The 19,276-nt window shown below is 55.8% G+C and carries 17 protein-coding genes and 1 pseudogene; 13 read left to right on the top strand and 5 right to left on the bottom strand.

What is annotated here, in order from left to right; genetic code table 11:
• Window positions 1–83: 83 nt before the first annotated feature.
• The 3 genes from K5Q35_RS05150 to K5Q35_RS05140 are packed head-to-tail and all read right to left on the bottom strand — an operon-like array spanning window position 84 to window position 1,264.
• Window positions 84–335, bottom strand: coding sequence for a DUF2274 domain-containing protein (locus K5Q35_RS05150; protein ID WP_220798676.1), 252 nt, complete (start codon window positions 333–335; stop codon window positions 84–86).
• Window positions 335–1,087, bottom strand: coding sequence for a TrbI/VirB10 family protein (locus K5Q35_RS05145; protein WP_259650466.1), 753 nt, complete (start codon window positions 1,085–1,087; stop codon window positions 335–337). Before K5Q35_RS05145 ends, K5Q35_RS05150 begins: the two co-directional genes overlap by 1 nt.
• Complete coding sequence (locus tag K5Q35_RS05140; protein ID WP_220798675.1) at window positions 1,088–1,264, bottom strand: hypothetical protein; 177 nt, start codon at window positions 1,262–1,264, stop codon at window positions 1,088–1,090.
• On the opposite strand from K5Q35_RS05140, the gene K5Q35_RS05135 reads away from it, so the two are divergent.
• Window positions 1,263–1,853, top strand: coding sequence for a transposase (locus tag K5Q35_RS05135; protein ID WP_220798674.1), 591 nt, complete (start codon window positions 1,263–1,265; stop codon window positions 1,851–1,853). The two genes, K5Q35_RS05140 and K5Q35_RS05135, sit on opposite strands and share 2 nt — an antisense overlap.
• 171 nt (window positions 1,854–2,024) lie before the next feature.
• Here the strand turns inward: K5Q35_RS05135 and K5Q35_RS05130 are convergent, their stop codons facing one another.
• Complete coding sequence (locus K5Q35_RS05130; protein ID WP_259650465.1) at window positions 2,025–2,828, bottom strand: YHYH protein; 804 nt, start codon at window positions 2,826–2,828, stop codon at window positions 2,025–2,027.
• Between the two features lie 507 nt (window positions 2,829–3,335).
• Here K5Q35_RS05130 and K5Q35_RS05125 point away from each other — a divergent pair.
• Both K5Q35_RS05125 and K5Q35_RS05120 read left to right on the top strand, forming a co-directional pair.
• Window positions 3,336–4,565 (top strand): efflux RND transporter periplasmic adaptor subunit, encoded by a 1,230-nt coding sequence (locus tag K5Q35_RS05125; RefSeq protein ID WP_220798672.1) that lies wholly within the window; start codon window positions 3,336–3,338, stop codon window positions 4,563–4,565.
• Window positions 4,562–7,669 carry an efflux RND transporter permease subunit gene (locus tag K5Q35_RS05120; protein WP_220798671.1) on the top strand — a complete coding sequence of 1,036 codons (3,108 nt, stop codon included), beginning with the start codon at window positions 4,562–4,564 and terminating at the stop codon, window positions 7,667–7,669. Before K5Q35_RS05125 ends, K5Q35_RS05120 begins: the two co-directional genes overlap by 4 nt.
• 416 nt (window positions 7,670–8,085) lie before the next feature.
• Here the strand turns inward: K5Q35_RS05120 and K5Q35_RS05115 are convergent, their stop codons facing one another.
• A complete protein-coding gene (locus K5Q35_RS05115) occupies window positions 8,086–8,820 on the bottom strand; it encodes an NAD(P)H-dependent oxidoreductase (protein ID WP_220798670.1) in 735 nt (244 codons plus the stop codon).
• A 120-nt stretch (window positions 8,821–8,940) separates the two neighbouring features.
• Here K5Q35_RS05115 and K5Q35_RS22905 point away from each other — a divergent pair.
• The 10 genes and pseudogenes from K5Q35_RS22905 to K5Q35_RS05065 all read left to right on the top strand — a co-directional run.
• Window positions 8,941–9,096 (top strand): annotated as a pseudogene (locus K5Q35_RS22905) (LysR family transcriptional regulator); the annotation flags it as partial.
• A 27-nt stretch (window positions 9,097–9,123) separates the two neighbouring features.
• A complete protein-coding gene (locus K5Q35_RS05105; protein ID WP_220798669.1) occupies window positions 9,124–9,792 on the top strand; it encodes a LysR family transcriptional regulator in 669 nt (222 codons plus the stop codon).
• Window positions 9,793–10,707: 915 nt separating this feature from the next.
• Window positions 10,708–11,826, top strand: a complete 1,119-nt coding sequence (locus K5Q35_RS05100; protein WP_220798765.1) for an MHYT domain-containing protein — start codon at window positions 10,708–10,710, stop codon at window positions 11,824–11,826.
• A 135-nt stretch (window positions 11,827–11,961) separates the two neighbouring features.
• Window positions 11,962–12,816, top strand: a complete 855-nt coding sequence (locus tag K5Q35_RS05095; protein WP_220798668.1) for a xanthine dehydrogenase family protein subunit M — start codon at window positions 11,962–11,964, stop codon at window positions 12,814–12,816.
• Window positions 12,817–12,829: 13 nt separating this feature from the next.
• A complete protein-coding gene (locus K5Q35_RS05090; protein ID WP_013961671.1) occupies window positions 12,830–13,324 on the top strand; it encodes a (2Fe-2S)-binding protein in 495 nt (164 codons plus the stop codon).
• A complete protein-coding gene (locus tag K5Q35_RS05085) occupies window positions 13,321–15,747 on the top strand; it encodes an aerobic carbon-monoxide dehydrogenase large subunit (protein ID WP_220798667.1) in 2,427 nt (808 codons plus the stop codon). The genes K5Q35_RS05090 and K5Q35_RS05085 overlap by 4 nt, the downstream gene beginning before the upstream one ends.
• A 51-nt stretch (window positions 15,748–15,798) precedes the next feature.
• Window positions 15,799–16,674, top strand: a complete 876-nt coding sequence (locus K5Q35_RS05080; protein WP_220798666.1) for a MoxR family ATPase — start codon at window positions 15,799–15,801, stop codon at window positions 16,672–16,674.
• Window positions 16,671–17,858 carry a VWA domain-containing protein gene (locus K5Q35_RS05075; protein ID WP_220798665.1) on the top strand — a complete coding sequence of 396 codons (1,188 nt, stop codon included), beginning with the start codon at window positions 16,671–16,673 and terminating at the stop codon, window positions 17,856–17,858. The genes K5Q35_RS05080 and K5Q35_RS05075 overlap by 4 nt, the downstream gene beginning before the upstream one ends.
• Window positions 17,855–18,634, top strand: a complete 780-nt coding sequence (locus tag K5Q35_RS05070; RefSeq protein WP_220798664.1) for an XdhC family protein — start codon at window positions 17,855–17,857, stop codon at window positions 18,632–18,634. The genes K5Q35_RS05075 and K5Q35_RS05070 overlap by 4 nt, the downstream gene beginning before the upstream one ends.
• Complete coding sequence (locus K5Q35_RS05065) at window positions 18,627–19,238, top strand: NTP transferase domain-containing protein (RefSeq protein WP_013961676.1); 612 nt, start codon at window positions 18,627–18,629, stop codon at window positions 19,236–19,238. The genes K5Q35_RS05070 and K5Q35_RS05065 overlap by 8 nt, the downstream gene beginning before the upstream one ends.
• Window positions 19,239–19,276 lie beyond the last annotated feature (38 nt).

Below are 19,276 nucleotides of genomic sequence, written 5' to 3'. Positions count from 1 at the left end.
CTTTGGGTGCGGATGCCATGGTGCAGCACAATCCGATGCCTGTTAACTTGCTGATGACGTGAATGCGCAAGATGTCGTTTGATCTATTCGCCCTTTCCAGGCGGTGAACTACCACTTGTTCCTTGGTGTCGCAGCTTCGCGAAGCATCGATCCGTTGCCATGAAGCGTTCAACCATCGGTACGATCAGTTTTGCCGGTTCTGCAATCGTCTGGCCGTTTTGTCGCTCCAGCACTTTCGCGTAGGCGACAAGGTCGCGGTGGATTTGAGCAGGCAATGCCACTGTCAGTTTAACCGGTTTATCGTCCGACAATGCGCCCAGTTTCAATTTGGTCATCAGTGTTCTCCCTGTGGGTCGAGGATCAGATCGCGGGTCACGATCACGCGCACCGGAAACCCTGGCCAGATCATCAGGGTTGGCGAGATATCATTCTGACGACACACGATCTCGCGGCCTGCATCACCGATGGTGTCCAGTCCGCCGTCGCGGATGGCAGTGGCCATGGGGTTGTCATCATCAGCCCCCAGTTCGGCACCGATGTTGAGCAGTGTAGAAAGAAGTGCCGCCCTCAATACACCGCCCCAATGGTGATCGACACCGTCCTCGAGACCTGCATAGCCTGTGCTATCCGCTCCGGGCTGTCTTTCCAGGACAATGGATTGGCCATCGGGCAGGATGGTCCGGGTCCAGACAAGCAGGATGCGGTGTTGGCCGAAACCGACGCCATTGTCATATTCGCCGATGAGGCGGGATCCTTGCGGCTGCAGGAGATAGCGTCCCGATGGGCTGTCATAGATGTTCTGGGTCACTTGAGCCACGATCTGGCCGGGGACGTCAGAGCGAATGCCAGTGACGAGGGCGGCGGGAATGATGGACCCGGCCTGAAGGACATAAGGCGGGGCAGGCTGTGTGACCCTGTCGGGCGCGAAGATGCGTCGGTTGACGGCGGCATTGAAGAAAGCGAGTTGGCTGTCTTGGTCCGTCTGTGCGCCACCGCCGGATTGTGGCGTGATGAAGCCACCTGGAGCTGCGAGACTTGGTGCAGCGAAGCCCGATGGAACGGTCGGTGATTGGGTTGCGAAGAGCACTTAGCTTGTGCGGGCGGCCTCTTCTTCGGCCATGCGGCGCAGCTCGTCGGTCGTGGGGCGGTTTTCCGTGGTGAAGAGCTCGCCAGGGCGGTCCCGGGCGGGGCGGTCTTGCAAGGCAAAGATCAGCGCGCCGCCGATGCCGATAGCCGTGATGACGGCGAGGACTTTGCAGGACATGATACCGGACAAGCTCGTTGGCGATACTGGTTACGGATCAGCAGCGATCTTGGGTTGGTTGGTAGAAGAGCGCGGCATCGCCCCACACATTCAGGTCTGGGACAAACCCATGCGAACCGATGGCACATTCTCACGCGATGACTTCGTCTACGACCCCGCAGCCGATAGCTACACATGCCCCGGCAAGAAGGAACTGCGGACATACCGCCGGAACTCCTCCCAACCGCGAAAACCCAACGGCGGTAAAGACGGATTCATCCGATACCGCGCATCAAAACATGACTGCGATCCTTACACGCTCAAGCCGCAATGCTGCCCCGGGGACCCTGGCCGACGCGTGATGCGATCAGTTCACGAAGCGGCTCGGGACGTCGCCCGCGATACCCGCAAAACGGATGCTTACATGACTTCGTTCATTCAGAGATGGAAAGTCGAAATGCTGTTTGCTCACCTGAAGCGATACATCGGCCTGCCGATGATGCGGTTCCGAGGACCAAAAGGCGCATACGAACAGTTTCAGCTCACAGCCAAAGCCCAGAACCTCAGAAAACTTGCAAAACCGGTTCCGCAATCGGAACCAACAGGCTGACAGAAACAGCCCAGCTAATCTGGGCTTCGCCCATTGGCAGTTCCAACGTCGACTTTTTCAACACTATCCGGACTCTCCCGACATTCGTTTTCACGCCTTTGCTGACGCATCATATGCATGCTGCTGGATCCAACTCATCATTGAACGCAGTGCCCCGGTTGGCAGTTTCTTTCAGCCGTCGTCACCCCGTGGAGGTCGGTCGCCATCCGGCGGGGGCCGATCGCCATCTCGCAACGGCCGATCGCCGCGCCCCCCGATAAAGTCGCTCGACACCGAGCCTTTGAAACAGCGTGGAAAGAACGGGTAGGTATCGGTCGCGAAATAGACATACTGCCCATCGCGCACTGCGCCGTTGCATTCATCCAAAGTTCCGGAGCCCGCAACGAATTCGTAATCCTGCACGTAGGTGCCATCATGTGCGCCACCTGGACCAGACTCGCGCTCCCCGCTTTTCAGTTGCCAGGATGATTGCGCTTGGTCGCCCACGTAGTGGATTTCGAACCCATCTGCGGCAAAGCCAAAGAGGGTACTATCCAGCGCGTCTGTTACTGCAGAGGGAATGCCGTGATAGTGGTACATGCCCTGACCGTCCACATGGGCGTTCTGTGCGTCCATAACGAGCCCGCCCATGCCTTCAACATTCCATCCTGAGGACCGGTCGCGGGAATAGCCGCGCTCTGACGTGGGATCATAGTATTCCGCGGTGCCCGGACGCAGTGGAATCCCGGTCAGCGTAATACCCGAGATACGAGCGCGCCGGGTGATGGTATCCGTAAGCTCGGGCGTTGCATCCATACAAAACCTATGGTTCTGCTCTTCCACCGTCGCCCCGGCTCGCCATGGGCCGGTTTCGTGATCGGGCACGCCATCGGATGCGATACAGCGCTGATCCCCATCCACAGTAATAGTCACATGCGCCTGAACCGCAGCGGCGGTCAAAAGCGTCAGCGCGAGCGTGGTGCTAAGTGTTTTCATGATACCCTCCAGATGCTTGGATAAAAGTTTAACGGGCACCAACGGAGTTTCCGTCGTTCTTTTTATCGGAGAGTATGGGCGCGCAATCAATCTCATGGACCATATGTCCCCTTAAGCCCCTGCCGATTGACCAAGATATATTGCAAGTTGGCATCCACCTCCCGGAAGCTGGCCTTCCTCGCACAACGGAAAATTGGCGGCGTGTGTTCGGAATGCTCTAGGGGAAAGTTTTGCGCTTGCGCACTATGTCGCTCGCTTCTGCGGAAACCAGCCATCCGCGCTGTCAAGCTCATCCAATCCTCCAAAGTAGAATGTACTGTTGACGAATTCCAAAAACAGTTGCGCAACAAAGGCTTTGAACTGGTTTCGCTTAGGTACTCGCCGGCGCGAAAAACCACCGCCATCAGGCGAGGCCCGCACCGTACTGAACAAACCGACTCCGCAGTTCGACGGAAAGTCATACTTCTAACGTTTAATGAACCAAATGACGAAAGGGTGCTTCCGCTGATGCGTATGTTCTTAACGCTTATTACTGCCGTCGGGATCTTGATGGGAGCTTACGTTTTAACGTTCGGCATACCTGCGCTTGCCACAGCGCTATTTGGCGTTGAGGTAGAAAATAGTGATGCTGCGGACGTGCTTCGGGGTGGTGCGCTCGGGGAAGGAAGAGGCCGACGCGGCAGTACCTCGACCACCGTCGTGACCGCACCGCTAACCATGATGCCCTACGAGAGCACCTTAAACGCTGTCGGTAGCGCAGAGGCCCTGCGTAGTGTGAGCGTGCTTTCAGATGCAGCGGGAGAAGTGATCGAAGCGCATCTGCCGTCCAATGGCGAGATCGAGGCAGGCGACGTTCTTGTGACCCTTGATGCGCGTACCGAAACGCTGAACTTGGAAATTGCGCAGGCCGAACTCGAGCAGGCCCGCGATACCGTAAACCGCTATGCGCGTTTGCAGGCAATCGGGAATTCAACAATCACGGCTGTGACACTTTCGGATGCCGTTGTCGCACAGCGATTGGCGCAAGCAAACGTTGGGCTGATGGAAGTGGCACTTGATGACCGTACGATCCGCGCCCCAATTTCAGGACGGCTGGGCTTAAGCGATGTCGAGGTCGGCGACGTTTTGGCGGCGGGAGCAGAGATCGTGACGATTGATGATGCCGACGCATTGTTGGTTTCATTTGAGTTACCGGAACGTGCGATTGGCATGTTGTCTGAGGTCGATACCGTTTTGGCGAGCACACCTTCGTTCACAGGGCGGATTTTTGATGGCAATATCGTCGCGTTTGACAGCCGCCTTGATAGTGTGACCCGCAGCGTGACCGTCGAAGCGCGTATCGAAAACCCCGGCGGCATGCTTTGGCCGGGCATGACGTTTGCGGTGCGTATCATTCACGAAAGCGCACCGATGGCTGCCGTACCCTCAACGGCGATAACATGGTCTCGCGAGGGATCGAAGGTTTGGATTGACGCTGACGGGATCGCCGAACCGGTTCCCGTCACGATCCTGTTTCGACGTGATGAGTTGGTCTGGATCGACGCTGATGTCGCTGAAGGCACGCTCGTTGTGACCGAAGGAGCGCAGAAATTGCGTGAAGGCGCTCGGATCGCAACAGTGGGTGACGATGCCCCAAAAAGGTCGCGAGACGGCGAAGAGGACGGTGGTGGCGCACCCGGGCGTAGTCCTGCGGCAGATGCGAATTCTGAAACCGAGCAAAGTCAGGCACCAACATGACCACCCCTCAGACGGCTCCCCTGAACCGAAAAACCGGCTTTGCTGATCTATTTGTTGCCCGCCCCGTTTTCGGGCTTGTTATCAACCTCTTAATTTTGATCACAGGGCTCGCGGCGATCGCGGCTGTAGATGTGCGTGAAATGCCGGACGTGGATCAGCCGGTATTATCGGTACGGACTGACTATGAAGGGGCGGTGCCAGCGACGGTTGAACAAGGAATCACACGGCCGCTTGAAGACGCATTGAGCGCGCTGGAGGGGCTTTCGTACATCGAATCCAGTTCGGAAACGGGTTCAAGCCGCATCACGATTGACCTGTCCGAAGGCACCGATGTTGATGTTGCAGCAAACGAGGCCCGCGAGATTGTATCGGCCACCCTCCGTCAGCTTCCAGATGATCTGGACGACGACCCCAGCGTGTCGAAAAGTGATAGCAACGCCGATGCCATCATCCGTTTGGCGATCTTGGGCGACGCCAGTTTTGACGAACTGACGGAGCTTGCTGAAGGCGTCATATATGACCGTTTGATGCTGATTGACGGTATCGCCGAGGTCACGGTGCGCGGCAATCGCGCAAATGAATTTCGCGTGACGCTTGATATGCCATCGCTGCTGAGCCGGGGATTGACGGTGTTTGATGTGTCGGACGCATTGGCTGCCTTGCGGGATGACACGCCACTTGGATCGCTGGAGACGTCGGCGCAATCGATTGCGCTTCGAGTTGGCAACGCCAACGTGACTACCGATACGGTTGGCCAGCTCTTGATTGATGAGACGACGCGGGTGTCTGATGTGGCCTTTGTGCAGTTAACACCGGAGGACAGCTCCGTTTTTGTCCGGGTCAATGGCGAAACTGCGGTTGGGCTGGACATCAGCCGGCAATCCGTTGGGAACACGCTCAAAATTTCCAGAGAGGTTGGCGTAGCGGTTGCTGATTTACAGGAATATTTGCCGGAAGGCGTGACGCTTCTCATTGTGTCTGACGATGGGGTGTTCATCGAAGGATCTATCAATGAGGTCGTAAAATCCATTGGACTTGCGACGATCATTGTCATTGCGGTCATCTTCGCTTTCCTGCGGTCGCCGCGCGCAACGATCATCCCTGCGGTCACGATACCGGTCGCGTTGGTTGGTACAGTTGGTGCGATCTGGTTGACGGATTTTTCTGTTAACACCATCAGCCTTTTGGCGTTGGTTTTGGCGACCGGAATGGTCGTAGATGACGCCATTGTTGTGATCGAAAACATCGTTCGCAAGCGCAAACAGGGTATGGGCGCCTTTGCCGCTGCTGCCGCCGGGACCAACGAGGTGTTTTTTGCTGTCATTTCGACCACCGCTACGCTGGCTGCGGTGTTCATTCCGATTTCGTTTTTACCTGGCCAAGCGGGCGGCGTGTTTAGCGAATTTGGATTTGTCCTGGCCTTTGCCGTGACCCTGTCATCGATGACCGCTCTGACCTTGGCGCCGGTGCTGGCCGCATTTTTGGACCCCGGAAAACCAAAAGCGGAAAGCGCGCCAGACACACCAGGCCGGCTTGTACGCACATTCGACTTCGTCATGGACCACGCACTCCGTGCACCTCTGATCGTATTGGCGATTGCGGGTGGGTTTGCAATAATTGCTGCCGGTGCCGCGAGCACCTTGTCGTCCAGCATCACACCCGAGGAAGATAGAGGCTTTTTCCTAATTCAAGCCCGGGGCGCGACCGATACGACGGTTGATTATCTCGATACGCAGGTGGTCTTGGTTGAAGACATTCTCACACCCTACCGCGCAACCGGTCAGATTGAGGTGGTGCAAAGCATCATCGGTGTTGGGGGAGGGAACGATGCTTTTATCATTGTGCGCTTGCCCGACTGGGCAGAGCGCGATTGGTCGCAGTCTGACCTGATCGCTGATTTGACGGACGAGCTTGCGTCTGTGCCCGGTGTTCAGGTCAGTACGCGGTTTACCAATAGCTTGAATATTCGGGGTGCAGGGCGCGGATTACAGTTTGCTGTGACCGGTACGAACCTTAAGGAAATAACCGCTGCTGCTGAAGATTTGATTGAGGTCATGTCAGCAGACAGCGTCTTTACCACACCGCAACTGTCTGGTGAAAGCGTCGAGGTTCAGTTTGAGGTGAAGGTCGATCCAGACATGGCCCGCGTTTTTGGACTGACGGAAGCAGAGATTACAGAGACGGTCAGTGCAATGGTGCAGGGGAACGTTGCCGTCACGGTCTTTGAAGATGACACGGAAACCGAGGTCATTGTGGTGCCCGGCGGGCGCCCGATCGATGATCCCTCCGACATCGACTCTATTTATCTACGTTTGCCTGGTGGAGCCTACGTTCCGCTTTCCTCTACTGCGACGCTTGAAGCGGTGGTCAGTCAATCCGTCATTGAACGTCAAGCCGGATCGCTTGCGGTTTCGGTCCAGAGCAATCTCAACGAAGGCGTTGATCTTGGCACGGCGATGACACGTCTGACCGAAATCGCGGACGAGACCTTGCCCGATGGTATGGGCATCACATTCACCGGTGAGGCCGCAAGCCTGACAAACAGTCAGACGGGAATGTATTTGGTCTTTGGCATAGCGTTTTTGATCGTATTCCTCGTGCTCGCGGCCCAATTCGAGAGCTTTGCCAGCGCGGTGGTCATCATGTTGACCGTGCCATTTGGATTGGCGGCGGCGTTGTTTGCGATCTCGCTGACAGGGGGATCGTTAAACTACTACAGCCAGATCGGTCTGGTGATGCTGACTGGTGTCATGGCAAAGAACGGAATCCTAATTGTCGAATTCGCAAACCAGTTGCGCGAGGCAGGCCAAGACATCGATACCGCAATCCGTGATGCGCTGCGCCTGCGGATCAGGCCCGTGATGATGACCATGGTATCGACCGTGTTTGGTGGTATACCGTTGGTTCTCACGTCTGGGGCAGGTGCCGAGGCGCGCATCGCAGTGGGATGGGTGATTGTTGGCGGCTTGGGCTTTGCCACGGTTTTCACACTCTTCCTTACCCCTGTTTTCTATCGATTGATTGCGGCTTGGGGGGCGGCACCGGGCATGGCATCAAAGCGGTTGCATCGCGAAAATACGCAGCAAATAGTGGGGGCCGAGTAACAATCGACTACTCTATTCAGTACGAGCGTCGATCTTGACGCTTTGTTGTTTGTTCCGTTGAGATCATTAAGCGCCAAAACCTGCGGCTGAAGTAGATAGGGGGCAAGTTTGGCCAAGCCCGCGACTTGATTGTTGCTTGTGCTCGAAGCGAATGGACGGTTCGGAACTACACGCTTCTGCCCCCATGAATGTCCGGTCAGGCAAAATCCGCAGAGCTACAAAACAAGCGACCCTGCGTGTGCGATGAAATGCTCCATCAGCAATGGCCGCTGCTCCCGCGAGATTGTAGCGTTGCCCGAGGTCGGCAGTTCGGGACTTTGCGTCATTTCGCTGGAGCTGCGCCCACGTCTGCTGGAGAGGGTTCAAAACGCACTAGCGCCGAGGAAATTGCGCAAGAAGCCTTATCGTTTTCTTTATTATTGAGAAACTCTCTTGGCTACGCCGAGTTCGTCCCAATCCTTCCATGTGGCGTACGCAATCGAATTGGTTGTAGGAATCGCCCGCAGCCGATCAATCAAGCTCTGTTTATGACCTTCTAAACGAAATTTATTCGTCTCTGCACCGTCCGTGGTATATCCATGCCCTTGAACGCTATCTGCCAGAAATGGAGGAAGAACGGAAAACCCCATGTAATGAAGGGAATACTGGGTCGACCAAAGGATCTGCTCTATGGTTCCACCCCGACCACCAGGTTGCATCACGATAGCAGGCGCGCCAATCGTCGCGGCGCACATCGCAACCTTGCCGCTGAAGTGACCCCGATCATACCGTTTGGTGCTGGTGTAAAGGCCGCCGCTCACAAACACACGATCGATCCACCCTTTCATCATTGCAGGAACGCTGTGCCACCAGATTGGGAACTGCAACAGCACAAAGTCGGCCTCTTCCAAAAGCGCTATTTGACGCTCCACATCCGTTGAAAGCCGACCAGTCTGAAATGCGTGCCGTTGCTCTCCCAGAACCGAAAATTCATCTGGATTTTCCCGGTGCAAAAAGTGCTTCTCAGACTCGACCGGGTCAAAGCCTTCTTGGTACAGATCGGTTATTCTCACTGTATAACCTTGCGCTTCGAGCGTTGCTTTCGCCAGTTCTGCCAGCGCGCCATTGAAAGATTTACGCTCTGGGTGGCAAAGGACGATCAGGGCTTTCATCAAAGTGATCCATTCGAAAGTTGCTTTCAAACAGAGATATCATGTACATTTGTGACGTGGTTAGGAAAAATATTGGCGAGTTGACTTACAAAAACGTACAATCGACTATCTTGGGACGACATATGCCTTATCCATGCAATTCGCTCGACAGAAACGTTAAGTGGCGCAGCACGTGCTTTAGGCGTTAGCCACCCAACCATTTACAGAAAACTCAATTTCATCGAAGACAAACTCGGCGCGGTGTTCTTTCAGCGGTCAAGGACAGGCTACACGCCGACTGCCGCGGCCATCGAAATTTGCGACTTGTTTGATAAGCTGCGGCACGAAGTCGATATCACGGAACGGCAGATAACCGGACAGGATTTTCGCCCTTTTGGCAGCGTACGGTTGACGACAACAGATTCACTGCTGTTCGGCTGGCTCAGCCCAGTTCTTGCCAGCTTCGGTAAGAAGTACCCCGATATCGATCTGTCAGTCGTGGTTTCGAACGACTTTCTAAACCTGACGAGACGAGAGGCAGACCTCGCGATAAGACCTTCAAGTACGTCCCCAAATTCAATGTCTGTTAAGAAAGTTGGAGTGATCAAGCAGGCCGTATATGCGTCACAAGACAAAGTGTCTCCCGACCTTGGCGATGTAGATCTTTCCCGTCTGGCGTGGATCGGACCCGATGACAGCATTCACTACCCCACGTTGCAGAACTGGATGCGTATCAATGGCTACGACCAGTTATGCCGGTATCGGAGCAATTCTGTTCTGGACATGTTTTGGGCGACGAAGTGGGGAGTTGGCGTATCAGTATTGCCATGCTACCTGGCGGATGAGTGTGAAGACCTGACTAGACACGGCACATTTCTTCCTGAACTTGCCACGGATCTCTGGCTTGTGACGCACCCAGACCTAAGGAAAACTGAACGAATTAGACTTTTGATCGATTGGATCAACGCAGCCGGTCAGGGTGTATTTCGATAAGAAACCGGCCTCTGTGGTTATACCTACCTCGATCTGCTCTCAATCGAATCACAACCAGAAGCCTCATGCAAACCTTGGTTCCAGCATCGCGAAAACACAAAAGCCGCCATTCATCCATCTTGCAGCATCTGGAAGAATGGGCTCGGACCAGGCATTTGCCACTGAGCAAACGAAGGTCCGGTTTTGGCAATGACTTCGAGTTGCACGTTGATCGGTGGATGGAGAAGCATAGCGAATCGAACGTTGCATAAAAATGTCAGTGATTGGGGTGAACACATCGACCCTTCGAGAGTCAGCTTCTTTTCTGGGATTTTTGAACGCCCAACACCGCAGCCACCGCGGCGGCGAGATTATCTTGTGCGCCCATGATGGATTGGACTGGTTCATTTTTAAATTCAATAACTTAAACGGCGTCGTGTGCACTATGTGTGCAACGTGAAGTCGCCTTCTGGCGTGCCCTACCGTACGTTTGGCAGTTAAGCGGATTTGGCAAGATTTAAGCGCGTTGGAACCGGAAGTTCCTTGGGACCTTAACTCACCAGCAACACGATATAACATAGCCATTTATCCCTTGCCACGCCGATTAAGGATTGAGTGAGTTGAAGGTCGCACTAGGGTTGGGACGACTCTAGCCCTTGCGCGTCGGTCTCGGATTACGTCTCGATTGTTGATTGATCCGGTCACCATTGAAAGCGGACCTTGTTTGCGCTCCATAACAGTAGAAATATCAGAGCAAGTCGTGTGTTCCACACGTTGGAGCAAACTTGGTTCTTTCCTTCTCAAAGGGGCAAAGCTGTTTTGACAGTTTGGCTTTGCCTCTGTAAAGAATCGCAGCCTTGACTTGGTCACGGAAGTGTTCTCTCTGGATTGATTTTACCAGTTTGATTTGTCCAAGAATTGATGTCATCAAACTACATGGTTTTCCTGAACGTTAGTCATAACACCGCTCTTGTTGCAGCTTCTGTGGTGATCGCGCTTGCGGCGGGCTTCACCGGTTTGACTTTGTCAAAAGACCTTTCAAAGCAAAGTATTTCCCGTCGAAAAATATCTGTTGCGGCGTCAGCGATTGCCTTGGGTGGTGGCATTTGGTCAATGCATTTTGTGGCGATGCTTGGGATTCAGATGCCCATCTTGTTTTACTATGATGCTGCTATCACGCTGGCGTCAGCGTTGCTTGCGATCCTTATTGTTGGAACCGCTTTGCTGCTTTTGCATTTTCGTGAACGGACACCTGCCACGGTGTCCGCTGCGGGGGCTTTGGTTGGGTGCGGTATACTTGCGATGCACTACATTGGTATGGCTGGACTGCAGTTGTGCCGTGCTGTCTATACACCGCTTGGGCTTGGTTTGTCGGCCATTTCAGCCATTGGTCTGTGCATCGCTGCGTTCTGGATCGCCTACGGTCAGCGAACCAATCGCAGCATCCTGCTTGGCACGCTTTGTTTCGGTTTTGCTGTCTGTGCAGTGCATTTTGTGGCAATTGCCAACACAAGGTTTGTTGCTGTTCCCACGTTAAATGAATTTGGTCCGGTCATGAGCAATGAAACGCTGGCCATCGGAGTCATCATTTCAAGCTTTGTTATCTTTGGTGGGTTCTTGTGGATGGGCGTGACTTTCTTTATCCCGCCTATTCCTTTGACGCATGACTTAGTGGTTGATGCCGCAGAACCCGCCGCAGATCCGGTTTCAAGACCTGCGCCTGTGGCACTCCGCATCCCGTGCGAGCAGAACGGCGTCACGCATCTGATTGACCCCGCGCAAGTCGCTTTTGTCCGCGCCGAAGGGCACTACACAAACGTCTATACAAAGAGCGGCCAACACTTCTGCGTTTGGCCGATCACCGAGGCAGTCAAACGGCTGGCAGAGGCTGGGTTTATCAGGACCCACCGCAGCTATCTGGTGAATCCAGTGAAGGTTGATCACTTCGAGCGCAACAAGGACAACGGCGTTTGCCATTTTGCCGAGAGCTGCATGCCCCCTGTGCCGGTCAGTCGGTCCAACCTGAAGGTCGTCCGCGATGCTCTGGGCCTATAGGCTTTCGCAGTTCGTGCAGGCATAGGCGCATTTCGTGAAAATCAGATGGCATCTCGCTAAATAACGCAAGCGTTGGCATGCGGCTGCGTACATTCTTTCCTCCCAACACATATCTGCGGATCGGGAGGAGAAGCAATGATACCAGCGGCGTTTGAGTACTATAGGCCTACAGACATGGCGGGCGTGATCGCCCTGCTTCAAGAGCATGGAGACGAAGCGCGCGTCATCGCAGGCGGGCACAGTCTGATACCCATGATGAAGCTGCGGATGGCAGAGGTGCCGCACCTGATCGACCTTCAGGGAATTGCGGGACTGAGTGAGATTACCGTCGCAGACGGAACGATCCGTATCGGCGCAATGACCACGCAGCACGACATCATTAACTCTGCGCTGCTCGTTGACGCTGCGCCAATCATGAAAGAGGCCGCACTGCAAATCGCGGATCCTCAGGTCCGCTATATGGGCACCGTAGGCGGCAATGTGGCGAACGGTGATCCGGGCAATGATATGCCCGGTCTGATGCAATGCCTAAATGCGCAATTCCACCTGACTGGCCCCGATGGGGACCGTAGTGTTGATGCACGTGATTTCTACGAGGCGGCCTACATGACCGACCGCGAGGATGAAGAGGTGCTGACTGCGGTTACGTTTGCCGCACCTGTCGGTGGCTACGCCTATGAAAAGCAAAAACGCAAGATCGGTGACTACGCCACCGCTGCTGCTGCCGTGCAGATCAGCAAAGCGGACGGCAAGGTGGCGACTGCGTCGATCGCGATGACGAACCTCAGCGACACACCGGTTTGGTCCGAAGCCGCCGCTGATGCGCTGATTGATACAGATTGCGGTGAGGCCGCGATCAAGGCTGCCGTGACTGCCATGCTGGATGATATCGACCCAACAGAAGACAACCGCGGTCCGGTCGCATTCAAACGCCACGCCGCGGGCATCGTTCTTGGCCGCGCCATCGCGCGCGCTTGGTCACGGGCTTAGGGAGGAATTTACAATGTCGAACAAGATGCACGTCAAACTGAATGTGAATGGTGAGGATCATGAATTCCTTGCCGAACCGCGTGAGCTGCTCATCTATGCGCTGCGCGAGAAGCTGAACATCACGGGACCGCACGTTGGCTGTGAGACATCACACTGCGGTGCCTGCACGGTGACAATGAACGGCAAGTCCGTGAAATCTTGCACTGTCTTTGTCGCCCAAGCCAATGGCGCCGAAGTCACCACAATTGAAGGACTTGGCAGCCCGGATGCGCTGCATGTCCTGCAAGAGAACTTCAAAGAACACCACGGCCTGCAATGTGGTTTCTGTACGCCAGGCATGATCACGCGCGCGGCGAAGCTGCTTGAGGAAAACCCAAACCCGACCGAAGAAGAGGTCCGCTTTGGCATCGCTGGCAACATTTGCCGCTGCACGGGATACCAGAACATCGTAAAATCCATTCTGTCAGCAGCGTCTGAACTGAATGCGGCCAAGGAGGCGGCACAATGAAAGACGAAGTCACACGCGAAGAACGGGTCGCTGGCCTGAAAGGCATGGGCTGTTCGCGCAAGCGGGTTGAAGATGCGCGCTTTACACAGGGCAAGGGCAACTATGTCGATGACATCAAGCTGCCGGGCATGTTGCACGGTGATTTCGTGCGCTCGCCCTACGCCCACGCGCGGATCAAGTCGATCAATATCGACGCAGCGATGGCGTTGCCCGGCGTAACGGCGGTTCTGACCGCCAAAGATCTTGAGCCACTTAACCTGCATTGGATGCCAACGCTCGCGGGTGATAAGCAGATGGTTCTTGCTGACGGTAAGGTACTCTTCCAAGGTCAAGAGGTTGCCTTCGTTGTTGCCTCCGACCGCTATGTCGCGGCTGATGCGGTGGAACTCGTTGAAGTGGAGTACGAAGAGCTTGAGGTTCTCGTTGATCCTTTCAAATCCCTGCAGTCCGATGTGGTTCTGCGCGAGGATCTGGTGGCAAAAGATGGCTCGATCCCCAACGGCGCGCATGGCCCACGCAAACATCACAACCATATATTTACGTGGGAAGCGGGTGAGGAAGAAGCGACCAATCAGGTCATCGACAATGCCGACGTCGTCGCCGAATCCGAAATGTATTACCACCGCACTCATCCATGCCCCCTAGAGACATGCGGCTCTGTCGCGTCGATGGATAAGGTGAACGGCAAACTGACCCTTTGGGGCACATTCCAAGCGCCGCATGTGGTGCGCACGGTTGCGTCTTTGTTGTCTGGGATCGAAGAGCATAACATTCGCGTCGTCTCACCCGATATTGGTGGTGGTTTCGGCAACAAAGTCGGAGTGTATCCGGGTTATGTTTGCTCGATTGTGGCCTCCATCGTGACAGGCGTTCCTGTGAAATGGGTTGAGGACCGGATGGAAAACCTGATGTCTACCGCTTTTGCCCGCGACTATTGGATGAAAGGCAAGATCAGTGCCACGAAAGAAGGCAAAATCACAGGCTTGCACTGCCATGTGACCGCCGACCATGGTGCGTTCGACGCTTGCGCGGACCCCACGAAGTTCCCGGCTGGCTTTATGAACATCTGCACGGGGTCCTATGACATCCCGGTTGCTTATCTGGGCGTTGACGGGGTCTACACGAACAAGGCACCCGGCGGTGTTTCCTATCGTTGTTCCTTCCGCGTCACGGAAGCTGTCTATTTCATCGAGCGGATGATCGAAGTCCTCGCGATTGAGTTGAACATGGACCCGGCCGAATTGCGGTCGATCAACTTTATCAAGAAAGAACAGTTCCCCTATACGGCCGCGCTTGGCTGGGAATACGACTCTGGTGATTACCAGACGGCGTGGGACAAGGCGCTGGAAGCTGTCGACTACAAAGGTCTGCGTGCCGAGCAGGCCGAGCGTGTCGAAGCCTTCAAACGCGGCGAAACCCGGAAGGTCATGGGGATCGGTCTGTCGTTCTTTACCGAGATCGTCGGCGCTGGCCCTGTCAAAAACTGCGACATCCTCGGCATGGGTATGTTCGATAGCTGCGAAATCCGTATTCACCCAACCGGGTCGGCGGTTGCACGGCTTGGCACGATTTCGCAAGGGCAGGGGCATGCAACGACGTTCGCGCAAATCCTTGCGACCGAGATTGGCCTATCTGCGGAAAGCATCACGATCGAAGAGGGCGATACCGATACGGCACCTTACGGTCTGGGCACTTACGGCTCTCGGTCCACGCCGGTTGCGGGTGCTGCCGCGGCGATGGCGGGACGCAAGATCCGTGCCAAGGCACAGATGATTGCGGCCTATCTGCTTGAGGTCCACGACAATGACGTGGAATTCGACGTGGACCGGTTTGTCGTCAAAGGTGCGCCTGAGCGGTTCAAGACCATGAAAGAGATCGCCTATGCTGCCTACAATCAGGCCATTCCCGGGCTAGAGCCGGGTCTGGAAGCGGTCAGCTATTACGATCCCCCCAACATGACCTATCCGTTTGGCGCCTATGTATGTGTGATGGACATTGATGTTGATACCGGTGTGCCTGAAATCCGCCGCTTTTACGCGTTGGACGACTGCGGTACGCGGATCAACCCGATGGTGATCGAAGGCCAGATCCACGGTGGCTTGACCGAGGCCCTTGCTGTCGCACTGGGCCAAGAGATTGCCTATGACGACATGGGCAATGTCAAGACAGGTACGTTGATGGACTTTTTCCTGCCAACGGCGTGGGAGGTTCCCAACTATGAAACGGACTTTACGGTCACACCCAGCCCGCATCACCCTATTGGGGCCAAGGGCGTAGGCGAAAGCCCGCATGTGGGTGGCGTGCCTTGTTTCTCAAACGCGGTACAAGATGCATTCCGGCCGTTCGGCAACCGTCACACCAATATGCCCCACGATCATTGGCGCATTTGGCAGACGGCCAACCAACTGGGCATGCACGATTAATAGACCGGGCGCGGGCCGAATTGCGCGGCCCGCGCCACCGGGAGGGATCAAATGACTTGGAAAACGCTGCAATCGGCGATGGCTGATCAGGGCTATATTGCGTCTGGTGATTTGGCGATGGCGCTGCATTTGTCGCTGTCGCTGGGGCGACCACTGCTGCTTGAAGGTGCTGCTGGCGTCGGAAAGACCGAAGTGGCGCGCGTTCTGGCCGCCGTCGAAGATACGCAGTTAATCCGTTTGCAGTGCTACGAAGGTCTGGATGCCGCCCAGGCAATTTACGAATGGAACTACCAGCGCCAGCTTTTGGCGATCCGTGCCGCATCAGAGGATGGTGAGACCGGAAAAAGCGTCGAGGCGCGCATATTCTCGGATGAATTCCTGTTGGAAAGGCCGTTGCTCAGGGCGATCCGCCAAGACAAAGCCCCTGTTCTGCTGATCGACGAGATTGATCGGGCGGATGAAGAGTTTGAGGCTTACCTGCTGGAAATCCTGTCGGAATTCCAGATCACAATTCCCGAAATGGGTACAATCATTGCCACAACACGCCCCATTGTCATCTTGACCGCCAATGGAACCCGTGACCTGAGCGACGCCTTGCGCCGCCGCTGTCTGTATGCGCATGTGCCCTATCCTGATCACGAGACAGAGCTGGCTATTCTGGTAACGCGCTACCCGGACATCACCGACAGGCTATGCGCTCAGATCGTCGGCTTTGTGCAGGCATTGCGCAAACAAGAGCTCGAAAAGAAACCCGGCATCGCTGAAATGCTTGATTTTTCCGCCGCCTTGATGGGTCTTGGTGTGGCTGATCTGACCGCTGATCCAGCGATATTGCAGGCGACCCTGACAACGCTGCTGAAAACACAAATGGATCGTGATGCGATCCCGACCGAGATCGCCCAACGGCTGGCGGGAAAAGCTGCATGAGCCGCGTGACCAAATTCGCCGCCCGCGATCCGGGGCCTGCAGCACGCATGGCTGGGTTTGTGGCGCATCTGCGCGACAATGGACTGCGCCTTGGCGTCGGTGAAACCGGCATTGCCTTGGACGCGCTGACCCATATTAACGCCGCAAACCCGCATGATGCGCGCCGCGCGCTGAAATCCGTCTTTACAGGATGCGCCGAAGAGGCTGCGCAGTTCGACGGCCTATTCAACAGTTTCTGGATGAACGGCGGACGGGTCAAAACCCGCGTGACACCAACGGCGACACCAAGCCAGAGCGAAAATGTCCACTCCTCGCGCGAGGCCGACGCAGAGGAAGACACCAGCGGGGGTGCCGGCGATATCAGCGCGCCAGACGGCGGTGAAGGCGAAGCGACAAGCGAAGGTGATGGCAAATTGGTTGCCACCGATGTGACCAACCTGTTCAAGAAGGACTTGCGCGATGTTGTGCGGCCTGAGGATATCGAGGCTGCGGAAAAAATTGCGTTGCGCTTGGGTGCTGCCCTGCGCGACCGCAGATCACGCCGCCGCAAAGCTGCCCGCAAAGGCGACCAGATTCATTTCCGCAAAGTCATGCGGCAAAGCCTTGCGACCGGGGGCGAGCCATTTGTGCTACCCAAACGCTATCGACCGGATCGTTCACTGCGGATAACGGCCATTTGCGACGTCTCCGGCTCAATGACGGTCTATTCGCGCATCTTTCTGGCCTTTCTGGCAGGGCTGATGCGGGCAGATTCCCGCGCGGATGCTTATCTTTTTCACACACGGTTGGTGCGGATCACCGAAGCTTTGCGCGACAAGGATGCGTTGCGCGCGTTGGCCCGGTTATCTTTGCTTGCCGATGGTTTCGCTGGGGGATCCAAGATTGGTGAAAGCCTTGGCAGCTTTGCGAACACCTATGGTCGCCGGTTTGTCGACAACCGCACCGTCGTCATGATCTTGTCTGACGGCTATGACACCGCATCTCCGGATGGGATTTCAGAGGCTTTAGTCCGTTTGAAGAAACGTGGTTGCAAAATCATCTGGCTCAATCCGCTTAAAGGATGGAACGGCTATGAGCCAACCGCGCGCGCCATGGCTGGGGCCCTGCCGCATCTTGATCTGTTCTGTGCGGCGAACACGTTGGCAGACCTCGCCGCACTAGAGCCGGAGTTGGCCCGGTTATGACGCCCAAACAGATCATGGAACACAGCCTGCAAGAGGGCGAAGATTATTTCGCCATTGCGACGATTGTACGGACCGCCGGGACGACAGCGGCCAAGCCGGGGGCCAAGGCGCTTTTGCGGGCAGACGGGACAATTCTTGAAGGGTGGCTTGGCGGCGGATGCGTGAAGGGTGCGATCAGGGAGGCAACGTTGCGCGCCTATACCACCGGTCAGCCGCAATTCATCTCGGTCGCGCCAGAGGAACATCTGGCCGAAAAGGGTGTGAAGGCGGGCGACGACGTGGACGGTGTCCGATTTGCGCGCAACGGTTGCCCGTCCAAAGGCACCATCGACATCTTCATTGAGCCGCATCTGCCAGAGCCTGATCTGTTGATCTTTGGCCAATCCCCAGTCGCCGTAAAACTGATGGAGCTGGCCCCCCAATTTGGCTGGACCGCCGCAGAGGCCGCAACTAACGCGCCTTTGCCAACTCGCTTGCCCGGTAGCGGACGGTATCTGGTGATCGCGACACAAGGCCAGGGTGACTTGGCCGCACTCCAGACAGGACTGGCCGAAAGTGCGGATTATGTTGCGTTTGTTGGCAGCGCAAAGAAGTTTGCCGCATTGTCGGACAAGCTTGTGGCGACAGGCGTCAATGCGGCGCAGATTGCGGATGTTCACGCACCTGCCGGTCTCAACATCGGCGCAGTGACCCCGGCTGAAATCGCCTTGTCGATCTTGGCCGAACTGACACAGGTGAAGCGCGAAGTCCTGGCGAAGGCTGCCCAAAATGGATAGGATTGGGGCGATCATACTGGCGGCGGGGCTGTCGCGCCGGATGAAAGAGCGCAACAAGCTATTGCTGCCCATTGGAGGCGTGCCAATGATCCGGCATGTCGTAGAAACCTACCTCGCTGCGATTGATGGCGAAGTCTGCGTCGTTACTGGATTTGAAGCGGTGCGGGTTGATGCGGCTCTTGCGGGGCTGCCTGTCCGACTTGTACACAATGAAGACTTCGAAAAGGGCCAGCCCTTTTCGGTTCGAGCGGGGCTTCTTGAAGCCCCAAATGCAACGCATTTTCTGATCGGGCTTGGCGACCAACCACAGATCAAGGCAGGCGACTTGCGCGCATTGATCAAGGCACATCTGAACGGAGACCCAGCAAAGATATCGATCCCTTATCAGGGAGGGTTGCGGGGCAATCCGATCATCGTGCCGTGGGGCATGCGGGCCCGGCTGCTGTCAGACAAAGCAAATCCGGGCTGTGGAAAATTCACCCGCGCCAACCCCGATTTGGTGCAGCATGTCCCCTTGTCGCAGCCCGGTTTTTTCAATGACATCGACACGCCTGCCGCCTTTGCCGCGTATCAAAAAATAGCTTCCGAAGGAGTCAGACCATGAGAAGATTACTTTAATACTTCAGAGCCTAGCGTCGAAAA

Source organism: Roseobacter sp. OBYS 0001, from assembly GCF_019654895.1.
Classification (GTDB): Bacteria; Pseudomonadota; Alphaproteobacteria; order Rhodobacterales; family Rhodobacteraceae; genus Roseobacter; species Roseobacter litoralis.
The sequence above is the reverse complement of the archived record's forward strand: the minus strand, read 5'-3'. Positions and strand labels throughout refer to the sequence as shown.

Coding starts and splice junctions, on each gene's coding strand:
- K5Q35_RS05150 (WP_220798676.1), bottom strand. CDS start 335: ATGACCAAATTGAAACTGGGCGCATTGTCGGACGATAAACCGGTTAAA.
- K5Q35_RS05135 (WP_220798674.1), top strand. CDS start 1,263: ATGATACCGGACAAGCTCGTTGGCGATACTGGTTACGGATCAGCAGCG.
- K5Q35_RS05140 (WP_220798675.1), bottom strand. CDS start 1,264: ATGTCCTGCAAAGTCCTCGCCGTCATCACGGCTATCGGCATCGGCGGC.
- K5Q35_RS05130 (WP_259650465.1), bottom strand. CDS start 2,828: ATGAAAACACTTAGCACCACGCTCGCGCTGACGCTTTTGACCGCCGCT.
- K5Q35_RS05125 (WP_220798672.1), top strand. CDS start 3,336: ATGCGTATGTTCTTAACGCTTATTACTGCCGTCGGGATCTTGATGGGA.
- K5Q35_RS05120 (WP_220798671.1), top strand. CDS start 4,562: ATGACCACCCCTCAGACGGCTCCCCTGAACCGAAAAACCGGCTTTGCT.
- K5Q35_RS05115 (WP_220798670.1), bottom strand. CDS start 8,820: ATGAAAGCCCTGATCGTCCTTTGCCACCCAGAGCGTAAATCTTTCAAT.
- K5Q35_RS05100 (WP_220798765.1), top strand. CDS start 10,708: ATGGTTTTCCTGAACGTTAGTCATAACACCGCTCTTGTTGCAGCTTCT.
- K5Q35_RS05095 (WP_220798668.1), top strand. CDS start 11,962: ATGATACCAGCGGCGTTTGAGTACTATAGGCCTACAGACATGGCGGGC.
- K5Q35_RS05090 (WP_013961671.1), top strand. CDS start 12,830: ATGTCGAACAAGATGCACGTCAAACTGAATGTGAATGGTGAGGATCAT.
- K5Q35_RS05085 (WP_220798667.1), top strand. CDS start 13,321: ATGAAAGACGAAGTCACACGCGAAGAACGGGTCGCTGGCCTGAAAGGC.
- K5Q35_RS05080 (WP_220798666.1), top strand. CDS start 15,799: ATGACTTGGAAAACGCTGCAATCGGCGATGGCTGATCAGGGCTATATT.
- K5Q35_RS05075 (WP_220798665.1), top strand. CDS start 16,671: ATGAGCCGCGTGACCAAATTCGCCGCCCGCGATCCGGGGCCTGCAGCA.
- K5Q35_RS05070 (WP_220798664.1), top strand. CDS start 17,855: ATGACGCCCAAACAGATCATGGAACACAGCCTGCAAGAGGGCGAAGAT.
- K5Q35_RS05065 (WP_013961676.1), top strand. CDS start 18,627: ATGGATAGGATTGGGGCGATCATACTGGCGGCGGGGCTGTCGCGCCGG.